This is a genomic window from Rhizobacter koreensis, assembly GCF_013366375.1.
Lineage (GTDB): Bacteria > Pseudomonadota > Gammaproteobacteria > Burkholderiales > Burkholderiaceae_C > Schlegelella_A > Schlegelella_A koreensis.
Genome location: NZ_JABWMJ010000011.1, coordinates 22,360 through 38,833, shown reverse-complemented (window position 1 = coordinate 38,833; position 16,474 = coordinate 22,360). Strand labels below are relative to the sequence as shown.

Genomic DNA, 16,474 nt, shown 5'->3' with positions numbered 1-16,474 from the left:
GATGCGCCACTGGCTGATGAAGAGCGAGCCCGACGAGTGCTCGATCGACGACCTCGCAGCCGCTCCCGATCAGACCGTTCCCTGGGTCGGCGTGCGCAACTTCCAGGCCCGCAACTTCATGCGCAACGACATGCGCGTGGGCGACGGCGTGCTGTTCTACCACTCGTCGTGCGCGGTGCCCGGCGTCTATGGCCTCGCGAAGGTGGCGAGCGAGGCCTATCCGGACGCGAGCCAGTTCGACCCCGCGAGCAAGTACCACGACGCCAAGTCGACGCCGGAACATCCCCGCTGGTATCACGTCGACGTGAAGCTCGTCAGGAAGACCCGCGTGCTCACGCTCGCCGAGATGCGCGAGACGCCGGAGCTCGCGTCGATGATCGTCCTCAAGCGCGGCAACCGGCTCTCGATCACGCCGCTCACCGACGCCGAGTGGCAGGCGGTCAACGCGCTGCTCTAAGAGGGCGCCCTCGCGCTCTCTCATCGCGCGATCGCCCGTCCGGGCCCGGAATTTGCGAAGCTGGCTGCGGAGACCAGCATGAGCATCGCCAACTACATACGGGAAATCGGTCGCGGCAAGGAAGGTGCGCGTTCGCTCGATCGGGCGCAGGCACGCGACCTGATGGAGCGCGTGCTCGACGGCACCGTCAGCGACCTCGAGATCGGCGCCTTCGCGATCGCGATGCGTATCAAGGGCGAGAGCGCCGACGAGCTCGCGGGCTTTCTCGACGCGACGCACGCGCGCTGCATCGCGATCGACACCTCGCAGCCGACGATCGTGCTGCCGTCGTACAACGGTGCCCGCAAGCTGCCCAACCTGACCGCCCTGCTCGCCCTGCTGCTGGCGCAGGAAGGCATTCGGGTGCTGGTCCACGGCCTCGCCGAAGACGCCGGCCGCGTGACCACGGCGGCAGTGTTCCGCGACCTGGGACTGCCGATCGCGAGCGACGCCACGCAGGTCGACGACGCCTGGGCCCGTCACGAGCCGGCATTCATCCGTACCGAGCACCTGTGCCCGCCGCTCGCCCGCCTGCTCGACGTGCGCCGCGTGCTGGGCCTGCGCAACTCGGCGCACACCATCGGCAAGCTGCTCGCGCCCGGTGTACCCGGGCGCAGCCTGCGCGTCGTCAACTTCACGCATCCCGAGTACGGGCACCTGCTCCGCGACTACCTGCAGCAGGCCGGCGCCGACGCCGCGCTGATGCGCGGCACCGAGGGCGAGCCGGTCGCCGACCCGCGCCGCGCGCCGCGCATCGACGTGTTCGTCGGCGGCGAGCCGCGCCCGGAGCTCGGCGTTGCGCCGCAGGAAGGCGTGCTCCTGCAAATGCCGCTGCTGCCGCGCAGCATCGACGCACCGACCACCGCGCTCTACATCCAGTCGGTGGTGAGCGGCGAGAAGCCCGCACCACCGCCGCTGCTCGCGCAGGTCGCGTGCCTGCGCGGCGCGCTGGCCGCGATGCAGGCGCAGCCGGTGCGCGAGCACATCGCCTGAGCGCCGGCCGTCCCGGCAGCCACGACAGGGTGGTCGCCGCCGCACGCCGCCGGAACGGCTGCTGACGGTGCTGCACCTGGCACGCATGCGGCCGAGGGCTCGCCGAGCAGGCGGTTCCGTCACCAGGCGGCACGAAACGGTCGCGCTGGAAGCCGCGCGAATCGACAGCTGAGCAGCGGACTCGGCGGACGGCTTGCGTCGTCGACCGGTACGGCGCGCCCCGACGCTGCCGGCCGAGCGAGCTGGCACCATCGGCGCATGCCGGTCCCGCTTTGCTCCCTTGCCTGCGCTTTGGCGCAGCGCGACCCCAACCCTGCCTCGCGCCCTGTGTCCCCCGCGCGATGCTGACCTTCGACGCCGTCGTCATCGGAGCCGGTGCGGCCGGCCTGCACGCGGCCGCGCTGGCCGGCCAGCGCGGCCTCGCGGTGCTGCTGCTCGACCATGCGGCCAAGCTCGCCGAGAAGATCCGCATCTCCGGAGGCGGGCGCTGCAACTTCACGAACCGCGACGTCTCCGCGGCGAACTTCGCCTCGGCCAACCCCGACTTCTGCCGCTCGGCCCTCGCCCGCTACACGCCGCAGGACTTCATCGCGCTGGTCGAGCGCCACCGCATCGCCTGGCACGAGAAGCACAAGGGGCAGCTGTTCTGCGACCGCTCGAGCCAGCAGATCATCGACATGCTCGCCGAGGAATGCCGGCGCGGCGGCGTCGAGCTCTGGCAGCCGTGCCGCGTCGAGGCCGTACGCCACGAAAGTGGCGGCTTCGTGGTCGACAGCGAGCGCGGCAGCATCGCCGCCCCGCAGCCGGTGGTCGCCACCGGCGGGCTCTCCATCCCGCAGATCGGCGCCAGCGACATCGGCTACCGGCTGGCGCGCCAGTTCGGGCACCGCATCGTCGACACGCGCCCGGCGCTGGTGCCACTGACCGTCAAGGGCGACGCCTGGGCACCGTATGCGGGCCTGGCGGGCGTCGCGGTTCCCGCCGACGTGCACGTCGAGTCCGACGCTGGCCAAGCCCGCTTCGTCGAGGACCTGCTGTTCACGCACCGCGGCCTCAGCGGCCCGGCGGCGCTGCAGATCTCGACGTTCTGGCGCCCGGGGGTGCCGCTCGCGATCGACCTGCTGCCGGGCGAGGACCTGGCGGCCTTGTTGCGCCGGGTGAAGCAGGACGAGCCGCGCCGCAAGCTCGCGAGCGTGTTGGCCGAGCGCCTGCCGCGACGCGTTGCCGAGGTGCTGCTCGCGGGCGTCGCCCACGTCGAACGCCCGCTCGCCGACTGGCGCGATCGCGACCTCGCGAGCGAGGCGCGCCGCCTGCAGCACCTCGAACTCGTGCCCGACGGCACCGAGGGCTACCGCAAGGCCGAGGTCACCTCGGGCGGTGTCGACACCCGCCAGCTCGACTCGCGCACCATGCGGAGCAAGCTGGTGCCGGGCCTCGCCTTCATCGGCGAAGTGGCCGACGTGACCGGCTGGCTCGGCGGCTACAACTTCCAGTGGGCCTGGGCGAGCGCGGCGGCGTGTGCGCGGGGGCTGGAGCGGCGGGTGGGCTGACGGCGAGGCGCCGTCCGGGCAGCGCGTTCACCGCGGCGGCGGTCCCGGCCCTGCCGAACGCCGCGTCGCGGCGCCGAGCGGCAAGCCCGCCGCCTGCCACGCTTCCATGCCGCCGCGGTACCAGTGCACGTTGGTGTAGCCGAGCCTGATCGCGCGCAGCGCCGCGTTGTACGAGCCCCAGCACTGCACGCCCTGGCAGTAGGTGACGATGAGACGTCCGCGGTCGCCCCGCGTGCTCTGCTCGAGAAACGCGCCGTACTCGCGCTGCACCGCATCGTCGAAGCTGCCGCCCTGCGACGCCGGCGCGGCGGCCACGGCCTTGGGCAGGTGCACCGGGCTGCCGATCGCGTGCAGCAGCAGCGGTGCTTCGGCGCCCTGCAGCCAGGCCGCGAGCTGGCGCGTGCCGACCACCTTACCGCCGGGTATCGCGGTTGGCGTCGGCGCGTGGAGCTGGTCGCTGGGGCGCAACTGCGGGGTCGGGCGCACGCCGAAGTCCTGCCCCTCGTCGTAGTTGCCGGGCGCAGCGCTGCTGCTGCGCGCAGCGTCCGGCTGACGCGGGCTCGGCGGCGGCATGCTGGGTGACGTGGTCGATTGCGGAGCCGCTGCCCGCGCATCCGCGCGCGGCAGCGTTCCTGGGAAGCGATCCTGCGCAGCGGCGCCGAACGCCGCAAGGCAGCGCCTCGACAGCGCGGCGGCGCGGCGGCCCACGATCAGCGCACCCGTTGCAGCTCGCGGCTGCCGGCCGGGTTGAAGTACGGATCGTCGGTGCTGAACACCGCACCGCCCGCACCTTGCAGCACCCGGTTGCCGCCATGGATGCTCGAACGCGCGGTGCCGCCGTCGGGGGTGCGGTAGGTGTTGTATTCGCCGATGCCTTCGAGCGTGCGGCGGTGGATGTTGTCGTTGGTGGCCGCGGTGTTGGCGGCAGTCGCGCTGCGGATCGCCGCGACGTCGCGGCTTGCCGCGGCACGGATCGCCGCGCGGTCGGCCGCGCCTTCGGCATTGATGCGTGCCATCTCGCGGGCGTGCCAGCTGTCGATCGCCTGGCGTTGTGCGCCCGAGAAGCGGCGCTCCGCGTTGGCGACGGCACCGTTCATCGCGCGCAGCCACTCGGGGTTGAAGCGGAACGAACGCTCGAGCTGGTCGGCGAGGTCGAAGTCGAGCCTGCCGGCGGGCGCACGCAGGGCGTACACCACGTCGACGCCACCCATCACGCTGTTGCCGAGCTGCGTGAACAGCACCGAGGTGCCGATCACCTCGCGGAACTCGACGCCGCCGCTTTCGTACGCGACGAGCACCTGTCCGGCGTCGAACCGGCGCCGGCCCTGCCCGGTGTGCGGCTGCTGCTCGCGACGCGCGACGACGTCGGGCCGGTCGCGGTACTGCAGGATGCGCGCGCCGGCGCGGCGCGCCTGCACCACGGCGGTGAGGAACTCCTGGGCGCTGCGGAACGGCTGCACCGGGCACGGGTTGGTCTGGATCGCCGCGCCACGCAGCTGCCAGCCATAACCGGGCATCAGCTCGAAGCCTTCGAGGTCGTCGCGCGAACGCGAGCGCCACTCGAAACGCACCTTGTTGGTCGAGCAACTGGTGGCGTGGTTCCACACCACCCCGCCCTGGGTGCGCCAGTCGGCCGGGATCTGCAGCGTCGCCGCAGGCACCGGCTGATCGAAGCCGGTCGGATCGCCGACGGTGGCCGCTTGAAGGCTCGGAGCAGCCGACGCCGAGGCGCCCAGCAACGCCAGCGCGGCAGCGGTGAACCAACTGGTTGGCATCGTCATGAGTCGCGCCGGCAGTTGCGGAACGTCGATGCTAGCCACGCCATGGGTCGGCGTTGCTGCTTGCCAGATGGACGGCACGATACCGAACGTGCGGCGGCCGCGTCGCGTACTCAAGCCGCTTGCCGCGGCCGCGCCGCAAGCACCGCGTCGAGCTGGCGGAAGCTCTCGGCCGTCGACTCGCACATGTCGATCGCCTGGTCGCACGATTCTTCGGTGGGGTAGCGCTCGCTCATCACGCGTTCCGGACGCCCGGATCGTCTGGACCAACGAGGAAAGCGACCACGGCGCCACCACCACGGTCACCTTCGAAGGCGAGGACGGCGCGACGCTGCTCGCGGCGGTGATGCAGTCGCTCATGAAAGGCGTGCTCGCTTCCCTGGCCCGCATGGGCGTCGCGCTGTCCAGCGGGGGCCAGCGTACGCCGGCTCGTGAGCTCGGCGCCTCGGTGAAGACACCGCCCTCGCCGGCCGCTGGCGATGCTCAGCGAGGCGCCGGTGACGGCGCGCCGGACGGCGCCGGCAAGCTGATCAGCGCGCCGAGCTCCAGGTACATCGGCGCCGTCAACAGGCGCGAGACCGCGCTCGCGAGCAGCGCGCACGCCATCAGGCTGAGCACCATCGAATGGCCCGACACCATCTCCATCACGATGATGAACGCCGTGACCGGCCCCTGCGTGGTCGCGGCGAGGAAGCCGACCATGCCCAGCGCGATCAGCGGGATGGCGGCCTCGGGGGCGACACCGGTGAAGAGCGCGACGTCGTGGCCGATGCCCGCGCCGATCGTGAGCGACGGCGCGAACAGGCCCGCTGGCACGCCGGTCCACGCCGACAGCCAGGTCGCGCAGAACTTCAGCACCGTGAAGACGCCCGGCAGCTCCTGGGTGCCTTCGAGCATGGCGCGCGTCGGCGCGTATCCGGCGCCGGCGGTCGCCCCGTCGGTGACGACGCCGATCATCGCGACGCCCGCGGCGCAGGCGGCGGCGAAGCGCAGCGGATGCGCCGCGCGCCAGCGGCTCACGCGGTCGGGCAGCCCGCGCGCCGAGGCGACGACGAGGCGCGAGAAGAGGCCGCCCGCGAGCCCCGCCACCAGCGCGACCACGAGCCCCGGTCCGAGCAGGTCCCACGAGAGCGTCTGCACGCGGAGCTGGCCGAAGTAGGTGACGTTGCCGAACACCGCCACCGACACGAGCCCGGCCAGCACGATGCTCGAGATCACGAGGCTGCTGTTGGACAGGTGATGGCGCCGCGACAGCTGCTCGAACGCGAACACGATGCCGCCGAGCGGCGTGTTGAACGCGGCCGCGATGCCCGCGGCCGCGCCGGCGACCATGAGGTCGTTGACGTCGATCGTCGAGCGGCGCGAGAGCCAGCGACGCGCGCCGGCCATGATGCCGGCGCCCACCTGCACCGTGGGCCCCTCGCGGCCGATCGAGAGCCCGGCCAGCATGCCGCCGGTGACCAGCGCGATCTTCTGCAGCGAAAGGCGCGTCGACACCAGCCACGAGCGCTGCGCCGGCTCGATCGCCTCGTCGAGCGCGCGCATCACCTGCGGAATGCCCGACCCGTGCGCACCGGGCGCGAAGCGCCGGGTCCACCAGAGCAGCAGCACGGTCAGCCCCGGCGTCCACAGCACCGGCAGCCAGGCACCCCAGGCGCCCGCTTGGCGCATCGCCTCGAACGCGGCGTTCGCACGCTCGGTCAGCAGCGTGAAGCCGACCACGCTGAGGCCGGTGAGGCTCGCGTAGACCAGCACCACGACGCGGTCGAGCCAGCGCCCGCCGGCCGCGAGCTCGTCGCGCAGGTTGCTCCAGAAGTCGGGTGCGACGTCGGCACGGGTCTGCCGCGACGTGCCGCGCACCCGGTTGCGCAGCGCGCGGATCGCGCGCGCGAGGCGGCGGCGAGCCAGTGCGAGGGATGACGCCGCGTCGAACATGAACGGTGCGGGGCTGGGTCGGAGGGGAGCCCCGCGGCGAACCGCCGCGACGGCGGGCAGAGCGGCAGTGTCGCTCAGCAGCGCCCGCGACGCCGCCTGGCGCTCAGGCGACGCGCGCCACGGCGGACCGATCGATGCGCCACCACGCCGGCAGCAGCGCGAGCACCTCGGGGCGGCGATAGCGGCCGTCCATCAGCCACAGCCAGCCACGATCGTCGGGCGAGCGGATCACGCGACCGGCGGCCTGCACGACCTTCTGCAGTCCGGGCACCAAGTCCGCGTAACCGTGCCCGCTGCCGAACAGCGCGTCGAGGCGGGCGCGAAACTGCTCGTGGATCGGCGACACCGGCGGCAGCCCGAGCGTGGCGATGAACGCGCCGATCAGGCGCGTGCCGGGCAGGTCGACGCCTTCGGCGAACGAGCCGCCGAGCACTGCAAAGCCGACGCCGCGGCCGTCGGCCCTGAAGCGCTCGAGGAAGTGCTTGCGCTCGATGGCGAGCATCGAGCGCGACTGCCGCCACTGCGGCAGCTCGGGGTGGCGCAGCGCGAGGCGCGCGGCAGCCTGATCGAGATAGTCGAAGCTGCTGAAGAACGCGAGGTAGTTGCCGGGCTGGCCGGCGCACTGCGCCGCGATGAGGTCGACGATGCCGTCGAGCGACGCCGCGCGGTGCGGATAACGCGTCGACAGCCGGTCCGCGATCCGCACCGAGAGGTTCGATGCCTCGAACGGCGACTCGATGTCGAGCCACAGCGTGCTCTCCGGCAGACCGAGCATGTCGCGCTGGTAGCGCTCGGAGCCGAGGGTTGCCGAGAACAGCGTGACGGCGTGACATGCGGCCAGGCGCGCGCGCAGGAAGGCGCCCGGCACGACGTTGCGGATGCTGATGACCGGCGCGCTCGACTCCGGCGCGTTCGCGAAGGGCAGCTCGCTCGCCGCGTCGGCATGCGCATCGTGAGGCCGCGCCAGGAACGGTCGTCCCGCGTCGACGCCGCGCGCACCCGACCGCGGGAGTCCGATCCGCTCCGCCCGATCGGCATCGACCGCCGCCGCGCCGGGCGCCCGCTCGACGTCCACGATCGAGTGATTGCCGAAGCGCTCCACGAGGCGCTGGAACGCGATCGCCGCCAGGTAGAACTCGAGCAGCGTCCGGTCGCGAGCGGCTCGCTCTGCAGGTGCTCGCCGAGCGCGGTCAGCAGCGCCTGCAGCGCGTCGCCGATCGCCTCCGGCACCTCGTCGTGCACCCGGTACGCCTCGGCCTCGTTCGCGGTGACGCCCTCGAACGCGCGCACCAGCCGTGCGAAGCGCGACCGCAGCCCGACCGGAGCCACCCGCGCGGCCGCGCGTACCTCGGCGGCGCCGAGCGACGCGCTGTACATGCGGCGCGCGCGTTCGACCAGGTTGTGCGCCTCGTCCACCAGCAGCGCGACCTTCCACTCGAGCGCGCTCGCCTGCGCGAGCAGGTGGCCGTTCGGGTCGAAGGCGTGGTTGACGTCGCCGACCACCACGTCGGCCCAGCGCACCAGCTCCTGGCCCAGGTGATACGGGCAGACCTGGTGCTCGAGCGCGATGCGGCGCTGCGTTTGCGGGTCGAGCCAGCCCTCGGCGACCGCCGCGGCACGGGCCGCCGGCAGGCGGTCGTAGAAGCCGTTCGCGAGCGGACACGAGTCGCCGTGGCAGGCCTTGTCGCGGTGCTCGCACGCCTCGTCGCGGGCGACCATGGCGACGACGCGGATCGCACCCTCGGCGGCGGGGGCGCGCAGGCGCGCGAGCGCCTCGAGCGCCGGACCACGGCCGGTGCTCTTGCACGTGAGATAGGCGATCTTGTCGAGCTTCTGCCGCGGCATCGCGCGCAGCAGCGGGAACAACGTGCCGAGGGTCTTGCCGATGCCGGTGGGCGCCTGCGCGAGCAGGCAGCGGCCGTTCAGCGCGGCGCGATAGACCGTCTCGGCGAGGCGCCGCTGGCCGGCCCTGAACTCGCCGAGCGGGAACGCGAGCGCCCCGAGCGCGGCGTCGCGCGTGCTGCGGTGGCGTGCCTCCTGCCGCGCCCAGCCGACGTACGCGGCGCAGCGCGCCTCGAACGCCGCCTCGAGCTCGGCCGCCGTACAGGAGCGCCGCAGCACCGTCTCGTGCTGCGTCACCGCATCGACGTAGACGAGCGCGAGCTCGATGCGCGGGTAGCCTTCGCGCCGGCACAGCATCGCCGCGTAGGACTCGAGCTGCGCCCAGTGCAGGGCACGCCGGTTCTCGGGGATCTGCGCCGGCTCGCCGCGGATCGTCTTGATCTCCTCGACCGTGCCGCGGACGCGGTCGTAGCCGTCGGCGCGACCGCGGACCCGCAGCTCGCCGCACTCGGCTTCGAGCACGATCTCGCTGTCGTAGCCCGAGCCGCGGCGCGCCACCACCGCGGCCTGGCCGTTCATGCCTTCGATGGCCGTCGCCGACGGGCTGAAGCGGCGGTCGAGATCGCCGCGCTTGGCCGTGAAGTCACAGAGGGTGCGGACGGAGACGGTATAGCGCGTGGGGGCGGCTGCCGGCGCGGGCTCACCGGACACGGCGTCCTCGTCGGATCCGCGGCGCTCGTGCGGCGCCGACCGGCCCGCTGCCGCGTTCACGTCGCGAGGCACTGACGCGCTTTCCGCGTCCTCGCACCGCAGCGCCGCGCCGCCTGCGGCGGCGCGAGCGGGCGGCAAAGCGAGCGCGACGTCCATGCCGCGATTGTCGGCTCGCGGCGCAACCGCCTCGGACAGCCTCGGCGCCTCCGTCGTCCTGACGAGACAGCTGCATCGAGTCGCCGCAGCATCCGCGAAGATCGCCCCGGCTGGCGTTTGCGATCGGCGGTCGCGCGCCACGATGCGGCGACGGGCGGGAAGTTGCACGCCCCGTCCGACAAGACCAGCGTCGCGAGCAGCGCCGGCGCCAAGCCCCGTCCATACGCCCGAGGAACCCACGCGTGGAAGCACTCGACCTGAAGCGGCATCGGCCTGACCACTTCAGCGGCAAGACGCTCACGCTCGGAGGCGCCGACTACGTGGTCGGCGAGCTGTTCCGCGCCGGCGAACAGGGCTACATGCACCCCCTGCGCAACGTGCGGTCGGGCCTCGCGCTGCATCTGGTGCAGATCCGGCAGAGCTACCGGCATGAACCCGATGCGGCGGCCGCTGCGAGCCGCCTGAAGGCGCGCGGAACCACCGCGCTGCGCACGGGCTTTTTCCGCAACGGCCAACCCTGTCCGGTCGCGCCGATGCGCGCGCTCGACCTCGCCGGCGGCGTGCTCGAACTGCACGAGCACGCGTTCGGGCTCGCCGACGCCGATGCCCGGCTGCTGGACGGTGCAGCCGACGTGGCCGAGGCCGGGCAGATCGACGCGGCGCTCGAGCGAGTCGAAGGCTTCCTCGCCAGGCATCCTGATCACACGGCCGCGCTGGCGCTCGCGGCCGAACTGCACGGGCGCGCCCGCCAGCGCGGGGAGGCGCTCGCCCGCATCGAGCACGCGGTCGCGATCGAGCCCAACCTCAGCACCTACGCGCTGCGGCGTGCCACGTGCATGCTCGATGCCGGCCGGGCGCTCGCGGCGGCGAGCGTGCTCGCCGACTTCCGCCACGCGTTTCCGGGCGAGCCGGACGCCGCCATCCTCGCCGTGCACACCGCCTTGCGCCGCGGCCAGCCCGAGGAGGCGCGCCGCGCGCTCGACGAGGTGGCCGCGCCAACGCCGGTGATCGCCGAGCTCGCGTCGCTGATCGACCGCGCCGCGCGAGCCTCGGCCTTGGTCGCCGGGCTCGCCGCGCAGCGACGACCCGGGCTCGGGCTGACCGATGACGCGCTCGCGACGCTGCAACGCGCCCACGAGCTCTACGCGCTCGACCCGGCGGTCGACGTGAACCTCGCGTTCGCGCTGCGCGACCGCGGCGACTTCGCGCGTGCCACCGAACTGCTGACGATGGTGGCCGGCGCGGTCGACCCGCAATGGGTGCCGTACGTGCGCATGAGCGCCGCCTTCTGCTTCGCGGCGCGGCAGGACTGGGCGCGTGCCGAGGCGAACGCGTCGAACGCGCTGCAAATGCTCGGCCACCCGGCCGAGATCCTGCCCGCGGACGTGCCGGGCCTCGTCACCTGGATCGACTTCGACCGCGGCACCGCGACCGAGCATCCACCTGCGCGCGCACTGGCGGCGCTCGATGCGTGGTCGCGCGGCGCGGCCGAGGCGGGAACGCCCTCGCAAGCCACCGAGGTGTTGCGGCCCTTGTACGAGAAGGCGGCGGCCACGTTCGGTGGCGCTGCGCACGCTGCGGCGGCCCCGCCCGAGCCGCCGCCGTGGTGGAAGCGACTGTTGTCGAGCCGCCCTTAAGCCGACGCGCGGCCGCCCTGCGCCATCTTGTCGAGCACGCGGTCGACCATCACGCCCGACTGGCCGAGGTAGTTGGCCGGCGCCAGCATGCGCTCGAGCTCGGCGCGCGGCACGTGCGGCTCGATCTCGGGGTGCTTGGCGAGGAGGTCGATCAGCGGCTGCTTCGTCGCCAGCGACTCGCGGCAGAGGTCGTAAACGAGATCGTGCGCGTACTCCCGGCCGATGTAGGGACCGAGGCCCATCATCACCGCCTCGCTCATGACGAGGCCACCGGTCAGCGCGATGTTGCGCCGCATCGCCGCCGCATCGACCTCGAGCCCCTCGACGATCGCGCGCGACTGCTTCAGCGCGCCGGCGATCAGGCAGAACGCCTCCGGCAGCACGATCCACTCGATCTCCCACGGGCCGGTCGAGCGCTCGTGGTCGGCGACCATCGCGTCCATCAGCGCAGCAGCGTGCTGGCGCACCACGCTGATCGCCGCGTGGATGTAGCAGCTCGCGATCGGGTTGCGCTTTTGCGGCATCGTGCTGCTCGAGCCGCGGCCGTGGTGGTACGGCTCGAACACCTCGCCGACCTCGGTCTGCATCATCAGCTTGACGTCCATGCTGAGCTTGCCGAGCGTGCCGCCGATGAGTCCGAGCAGCGCGCCGGTCTCGGCGATGTTGTCGCGGATCGTGTGCCAGGCGATCGTGGGCTGCCCGAGGGCGAGCTCGGCGCACAGACCCGCCTGCGTTTCCATCGCGCCCTTCTCCAGCGATGCGAGCGTGCCGGCGGCGCCGGCGAACTCGCCGACCAGCACCCGCTCCTTCAGCTGCGCGAGGCGCTCCCGATGGCGCAGGATCGCCGACAGCAGGCCCGCCACCTTGTAGCCGAAGGTCACCGGGATCGCCTGCTGCAGGTTGCTGCGGCCGATCATCGGCGTCAGGCGATGCTCCTTCGCGAGCTTGGCCATCGCTGCGGCGATCGCCGCGAGCTCGCCGTCGACGAGCTCGAGCGCCTCGCGGATCTGCAGCACGGTGGCGGTGTCGGTGATGTCCTGCGTGGTCGCGCCCCAATGGACGAACTCGCCGAGCTTGTCGCGGCAGAGCTGGTTGAGCTGCGTGACCACGCCCAGGATCGGGTAGCCGATGCGCTCGGTCTGCTCCCGCAGCCGGGCCATGTCGATCTCTTCCATGCGGCAGTGGCTGACGATCTCGTCGGCCGCCTCCTGCGGGATGATGCCCAGGCGCGCCTGCACGATCGCGAGCGCGCGCTCGATCTCGACGTACTTGGCGGTCCGGTTCTCGTCGCTCCACACGTGACGCATCGCGTCGGTCGTGAAGATGCCCTGAAAGATCGTTGAGTCGATGATGGAAGCGGCCATGGTTTCTCTTCGCTGACGGGGTTGTTCGGGTTAGTGCGCGCGCTGCACGATGCGACGGGCGCGTTCGATGACGGGTTTGTCGACCATGCGGCCGTCGAGCTGCACGGCGGCGCCGAAGGCCGCATCGGCCGCGGCGAGCACGCGCTCGGCCCACGCGAGCTCGTCGGCACTCGGCGCGAGGAGCGCGTGCACGGCGGCGACCTGCTTCGGGTGGATGCAGAGCTTGGCGGCGAAGCCGTGCGCGCGCGCCCGCTCGACATCGGCGCGAAGCTGGGCCTCGTCGGCGATCGCGACGGTGACGCCGGCGACCGGCGGCAGCAATCCGGCCGCGCGCGACGCGAGCGCCAGCCGTGCGGCCGGATAGTCGAGTCCAAGCGATGCGGCGAGCTCGCCTTGCAGGTCCATGTCGAGGGCGTAGTCGACGGTGCCGAACACGAGCCGCTGCACGCCTTCGGCGGCGGCGAGCGCGTCGGCGGCGAGCACGCCGCGCGCGGTCTCGACGAGCGGCAGAACGACCGCACTCGGAGCGTTGGAGCGGATGCGCGCGATCGTCGCGACGCGTTCCGCCTTCGGCAGCATCACGACGCCGGCGTCGTGCTCTGCAACGAGCGCCAAGTCGGCGTCGAACCACGGCGTCGCTTCGTCGTTGATGCGAACGACGATGCGATCGCGGCTGCGCTCGTCGGCGAGCAAGCCGGCGACCGCCTCGCGAGCCGCCGGTTTGGCGGCGGCCGGCACGGCGTCCTCGAGGTCGACGACCACCGCATCGGCGGCGCTCGCGAGCGCGTTCGCGAAACGGTCGGGCCGATCGCCGGGCACGAACAGATAGCTGCGCGGTGCCTTCATATCGCCTCGGCGGCGCGCAAGGCGGCGACGCCGGCCGCATCGACGCCGAGCTCGGCGAGGATGCGATCCGTATGCTGGCCGAGCGCGGGAACCGGGTCGAGCACCGGCTCGCCGTCGTCCCACGATCCGGGCGGCAGCAGCGCCGGCACCGGCCCGACCGGCGAGTCGACCTCGCGCCAGCGCTCGCGCGCCTTCAGCTGCGCATGCGCCCACAGTCCGGCCATGTCGTTGACCTGCGCGTTGGCAATCTGCGCGTCGTCGATGCGCTCGAGCACCTGCTCGGCCGAGAGCGGCGCGAACGCTTCGACGATCAGCGCGCGCAGCGCATCGCGATGCGTGACGCGCTTCGCGTTGCCGGTGAAGCGCGCGTCGTTCGCGAGTTCGGGCTGCCGCAGCACCTTGGCGCAGAACTGCTGCCACTCGCGCTCGTTTTGCAGGCCCAGCATCACGGTCCTGCCGTCGCCGGTCGGGAACGGACCGTACGGGTAGATCGTCGCGTGGGCGGCGCCGGCTCGGGGCGGCGGCGGTGCGCCGTCGAACGCGTAGTACATGGCGTAGCCCATCCACTCACCCATCGCCTCGAGCATCGAGATGTCGATGCGGCGGCCCTTGCCGTCGATGGCGCGCTGCAGCAGCGCGGCGAGGATGTTGGTGTAGGCGTACATGCCGGCGGCGATGTCGGCGATCGAGAGGCCCGCCTTGCACGGCTCGTCGGGCGTTCCGGTGATCGAGACGAACCCCGATTCGCTCTGGATCAGGAGGTCGTACGCCTTCTTGTCGCGGTAAGGGCCCGGGTTTGCCGGGTCGTCGCCGTAGCCCGAGATGTCGCAGACGATCAGGTCGGGCCGGCGCTCCCTCAGCGCGTCGAACGACACGCCGAGCCGCGCCGCCGCGCCCGGGGCGAGGTTCTGCACGACGACGTCGGCCTTCTCGACGATCAGCTGCCTCAGGAGCTCGGCCGCCTTCGGGTGCTTGACGTCGAGGCTCAGGCTCTCCTTGCTGCGATTGGTCCAGACGAAGTGCGACGCCAGCCCCTTGACGCGCTGGTCGTAGCCGCGCGCGAAGTCGCCGACGCCGGGGCGCTCGATCTTGATGACGCGCGCGCCGAGGTCGGCGAGCTGTCGGGTGCAGAACGGCGCCGCGATCGCGTGCTCGAGGGTGACGACGGTGATGCCTTGCAACGGTCTCATCGGGATCAGTCCTTCAGGGTTGCGACGGCGTCCATGGTCAGCCAGCCGTCGTGGTCGCTGGCCCAGAGGCGCACCTCGTTGCCGCTGCGGCGGCCGTGCACCCTGAACGGATGCGGATCGAACGTCGGCCGCACCGCCTTGAAGCGGAACGATGCGACCTCGGCGCCAGGGGCCTCGCGACGCACGAGGTCCATCAGCAGCGTCGCGATCAGCGGGCCGTGCACGACGAGCCCGGGGTAGCCCTCGACCTCGGTCACGTACTTGCGGTCGTAGTGGATGCGATGGCCGTTGAACGTGAGCGCGCTGTAGCGGAACAGCAGCACGTCGTCGGGCACGATCTCGCGCTGCCAGTCGCCAGGCTCGGCGGCGGTCGGCGGCGGCTCGACGTCGCCGGGCTGCCGGGCGTCGCGATAGACGATGTCGTGGAACTCGACGATCGCGCAGTCCTCGGCGCCGTTGCAACGCACCTCGTGGCGCACCTTGACGAAGACGAGCGAACCGGTGCGGCCCTGCTTGGTCGCCACGTCGGCGATCGTCGAGGCGCGCTCCACCGCGTCGCCCACGCGCACGGGCGAGCGGAACTCGAACTGACTGCCCGCCCACATGCGGCGCGGCAGCGCGACCGGTGGCAGGAAGCCGCCGCGCCGGGCGTGCCCGTCGGGTCCGATTTCGCTCTGCCGGTGCTGCGGCAGGAAGTACAGCCAGTGCCAGAGCGGCGGCAACGGCGTTCCCGGCTCGACCTCCATCGGCGCATGGTCGAGCGTGGCATTGAGGCCGCGCACCGGCGCGGCGGCGATCACGTCGCGCAGCGTTTCGCTGCGCCCGATCCAGTCGGTCAGGTTGGTGCTCATCAACGTCTCCAGTGCGTCAGAACGAGTGGCGGATGCCGGCTTCGACGCCGGTCGACTTGCCGCCCGGGGCGATCGCCGGGCCTGCCGGCACCACGAAGGTCGCGGCACCCTTGTTGTCGATGCGCGCGGCGGTGCCGTACAAGGCCGTGCGCTTGCTGAGAAAGTACACGTAGCCGATGCCGAACTGCTCGGCATCGTTGGCGGCGATCGACGCGTTGCCGACGCGGCCGGCGAGGTCGGCGCGATTCCATGACAGCTTCAGCTCGCCCTGGCCGAGCGGCACGATCGCACCGACCAGCAGGTTGCGCTGCTCGGCCGCCGCGACGTCGAAGATCCGGTATGCCGCGCTCAGGCGCACGAAGCCGAGGTCGGCCTGGCCACCGACGACGCGATCGCGAAACGTGCCGCCCGCCGTCAGGTTATTCTCGCTGCGCGTGATCGCCACCGAGACGCCGAAGCGCCGGTTTCCCCAACCCAGCCGCGCCGCGCTCACCTTGTGCAGGCCGTTGGCGGCGATACCGCCCTCGCCGGCCGCCAGCATCAAGCCGCCGTCGAGCCCGGCCCAGCCGGACGGCAGCAGCCACTGCACCGCATTGCTCGATCGCACGGTGGTGTTGGGCGAGGTCGAGAACGCGGACCGGATCGGCCCGGCCGGCCCTGCCGACACGAGGTTGTTCGACCCGGCGACGCCGACGTACGAGAACGGGTCGTAGCGGCTCCAGTTGACGTAGCTCGGAACGAAGTCGCGGCCCATGCGTACCTCGCCCCAGGTCCTGCCGGTAAGGCCGATCGTCGAGCGACGATCCCAGAACTGACTGGTCGAGGCCTGGCTGCCGCTGTCGAGCAGGAGCCCATGCTCGAGGTGAAAGCCCGCCGAGAGGCCGTCACCGAGGTCCTCGGCGCCGCGGATGATGATGCGGCTGGTGCCGTTGCTGCCGCTTGCCAGCGACTTCATCGATCCACCGCCGGTGTTGCGGACGTGGCGTGCCGCCGCATCGGCGATGCCACCGATCGTGACGCTGCTCTGGGCCTCGACCGCCGCCCCGAGCGGCAGGGTGGCGGCCAGCGCGAGCGCACGGCACGATCGCGGCCGCGCCCGGGCATTTATGGTGCTGTGTCGCATGG

General features: G+C 72.2%; 13 protein-coding genes and 1 pseudogene. 4 read left to right on the top strand and 10 right to left on the bottom strand.

Annotation, left to right across the window (positions count from 1 at the left end; all coding sequences use genetic code 11):
• The first annotated feature begins 1 nt into the window (after position 1).
• The 3 genes from HQN59_RS20290 to HQN59_RS20280 all read left to right on the top strand — a co-directional run bounded on the left by HQN59_RS20290 (position 2) and on the right by HQN59_RS20280 (position 3,039).
• Positions 2-457 carry an EVE domain-containing protein gene (locus tag HQN59_RS20290; RefSeq protein ID WP_176070948.1) on the top strand — a complete coding sequence of 152 codons (456 nt, stop codon included), beginning with the start codon at positions 2-4 and terminating at the stop codon, positions 455-457.
• A gap of 78 nt (positions 458-535) precedes the next feature.
• Positions 536-1,489, top strand: coding sequence for a DNA-binding protein YbiB (gene ybiB / locus HQN59_RS20285; protein ID WP_176070947.1), 954 nt, complete (start codon positions 536-538; stop codon positions 1,487-1,489).
• A gap of 341 nt (positions 1,490-1,830) precedes the next feature.
• Positions 1,831-3,039: a BaiN/RdsA family NAD(P)/FAD-dependent oxidoreductase gene (locus tag HQN59_RS20280; RefSeq protein ID WP_176070946.1), complete on the top strand. Its 1,209-nt coding sequence runs from the start codon at positions 1,831-1,833 to the stop codon at positions 3,037-3,039.
• 27 nt (positions 3,040-3,066) lie between these two features.
• Here the strand turns inward: HQN59_RS20280 and HQN59_RS20275 are convergent, their stop codons facing one another.
• The 5 genes and pseudogenes from HQN59_RS20275 to HQN59_RS26290 form a co-directional block, all read right to left on the bottom strand.
• The gene (locus tag HQN59_RS20275; RefSeq protein WP_176070945.1) at positions 3,067-3,612 is read right to left on the bottom strand and encodes a rhodanese-like domain-containing protein; all 546 of its coding nucleotides are present in this window, start codon (positions 3,610-3,612) and stop codon (positions 3,067-3,069) included.
• A 137-nt stretch (positions 3,613-3,749) separates the two neighbouring features.
• Positions 3,750-4,820, bottom strand: coding sequence for a hypothetical protein (locus HQN59_RS20270; RefSeq protein WP_176070944.1), 1,071 nt, complete (start codon positions 4,818-4,820; stop codon positions 3,750-3,752).
• A 110-nt stretch (positions 4,821-4,930) separates the two neighbouring features.
• The gene (locus tag HQN59_RS26605; RefSeq protein ID WP_259372760.1) at positions 4,931-5,053 is read right to left on the bottom strand and encodes an SRPBCC family protein; all 123 of its coding nucleotides are present in this window, start codon (positions 5,051-5,053) and stop codon (positions 4,931-4,933) included.
• A gap of 247 nt (positions 5,054-5,300) precedes the next feature.
• Positions 5,301-6,752 (bottom strand): chloride channel protein, encoded by a 1,452-nt coding sequence (locus HQN59_RS20265; RefSeq protein ID WP_176070943.1) that lies wholly within the window; start codon positions 6,750-6,752, stop codon positions 5,301-5,303.
• A 103-nt stretch (positions 6,753-6,855) separates the two neighbouring features.
• Positions 6,856-8,951: pseudogene (locus tag HQN59_RS26290) on the bottom strand (ATP-dependent DNA helicase).
• A 752-nt stretch (positions 8,952-9,703) separates the two neighbouring features.
• Here HQN59_RS26290 and HQN59_RS20255 point away from each other — a divergent pair.
• Entirely contained in the window at positions 9,704-11,098 is a 1,395-nt protein-coding gene (locus HQN59_RS20255; RefSeq protein WP_176070942.1) for a tetratricopeptide repeat protein, read from the top strand.
• On the opposite strand, the gene HQN59_RS20250 is transcribed toward HQN59_RS20255, so the two are convergent.
• Genes HQN59_RS20250 through HQN59_RS20230 form a run of 5 tightly spaced genes read right to left on the bottom strand, consistent with a single transcriptional unit; the run spans position 11,095 to position 16,472 of the window.
• Entirely contained in the window at positions 11,095-12,462 is a 1,368-nt protein-coding gene (locus HQN59_RS20250; RefSeq protein WP_176070941.1) for a class-II fumarase/aspartase family protein, read from the bottom strand. The genes HQN59_RS20255 and HQN59_RS20250 overlap by 4 nt on opposite strands.
• Positions 12,463-12,492: 30 nt before the next feature.
• Positions 12,493-13,308: an HpcH/HpaI aldolase/citrate lyase family protein gene (locus HQN59_RS20245; RefSeq protein ID WP_176070940.1), complete on the bottom strand. Its 816-nt coding sequence runs from the start codon at positions 13,306-13,308 to the stop codon at positions 12,493-12,495.
• The gene (locus HQN59_RS20240; protein WP_176070939.1) at positions 13,305-14,498 is read right to left on the bottom strand and encodes a CaiB/BaiF CoA transferase family protein; all 1,194 of its coding nucleotides are present in this window, start codon (positions 14,496-14,498) and stop codon (positions 13,305-13,307) included. Before HQN59_RS20240 ends, HQN59_RS20245 begins: the two co-directional genes overlap by 4 nt.
• Positions 14,499-14,503: 5 nt before the next feature.
• Positions 14,504-15,349, bottom strand: coding sequence for an HTD2 family dehydratase (locus HQN59_RS20235; RefSeq protein WP_176070938.1), 846 nt, complete (start codon positions 15,347-15,349; stop codon positions 14,504-14,506).
• 16 nt (positions 15,350-15,365) lie between these two features.
• The gene (locus tag HQN59_RS20230) at positions 15,366-16,472 is read right to left on the bottom strand and encodes a porin (protein ID WP_176070937.1); all 1,107 of its coding nucleotides are present in this window, start codon (positions 16,470-16,472) and stop codon (positions 15,366-15,368) included.
• Positions 16,473-16,474: the final 2 nt, after the last annotated feature.

What these genes read in the sequence shown, in the direction of transcription:
- HQN59_RS20290 (WP_176070948.1), top strand. Translation starts at nt 2, where the DNA reads ATGCGCCACTGGCTGATGAAGAGCGAGCCCGACGAGTGCTCGATCGAC.
- ybiB (WP_176070947.1), top strand. Translation starts at nt 536, where the DNA reads ATGAGCATCGCCAACTACATACGGGAAATCGGTCGCGGCAAGGAAGGT.
- HQN59_RS20280 (WP_176070946.1), top strand. Translation starts at nt 1,831, where the DNA reads ATGCTGACCTTCGACGCCGTCGTCATCGGAGCCGGTGCGGCCGGCCTG.
- HQN59_RS20275 (WP_176070945.1), bottom strand. Translation starts at nt 3,612, where the DNA reads ATGCCGCCGCCGAGCCCGCGTCAGCCGGACGCTGCGCGCAGCAGCAGC.
- HQN59_RS20270 (WP_176070944.1), bottom strand. Translation starts at nt 4,820, where the DNA reads ATGACGATGCCAACCAGTTGGTTCACCGCTGCCGCGCTGGCGTTGCTG.
- HQN59_RS26605 (WP_259372760.1), bottom strand. Translation starts at nt 5,053, where the DNA reads ATGAGCGAGCGCTACCCCACCGAAGAATCGTGCGACCAGGCGATCGAC.
- HQN59_RS20265 (WP_176070943.1), bottom strand. Translation starts at nt 6,752, where the DNA reads ATGTTCGACGCGGCGTCATCCCTCGCACTGGCTCGCCGCCGCCTCGCG.
- HQN59_RS20250 (WP_176070941.1), bottom strand. Translation starts at nt 12,462, where the DNA reads ATGGCCGCTTCCATCATCGACTCAACGATCTTTCAGGGCATCTTCACG.
- HQN59_RS20245 (WP_176070940.1), bottom strand. Translation starts at nt 13,308, where the DNA reads ATGAAGGCACCGCGCAGCTATCTGTTCGTGCCCGGCGATCGGCCCGAC.
- HQN59_RS20240 (WP_176070939.1), bottom strand. Translation starts at nt 14,498, where the DNA reads ATGAGACCGTTGCAAGGCATCACCGTCGTCACCCTCGAGCACGCGATC.
- HQN59_RS20235 (WP_176070938.1), bottom strand. Translation starts at nt 15,349, where the DNA reads ATGAGCACCAACCTGACCGACTGGATCGGGCGCAGCGAAACGCTGCGC.
- HQN59_RS20230 (WP_176070937.1), bottom strand. Translation starts at nt 16,472, where the DNA reads ATGCGACACAGCACCATAAATGCCCGGGCGCGGCCGCGATCGTGCCGT.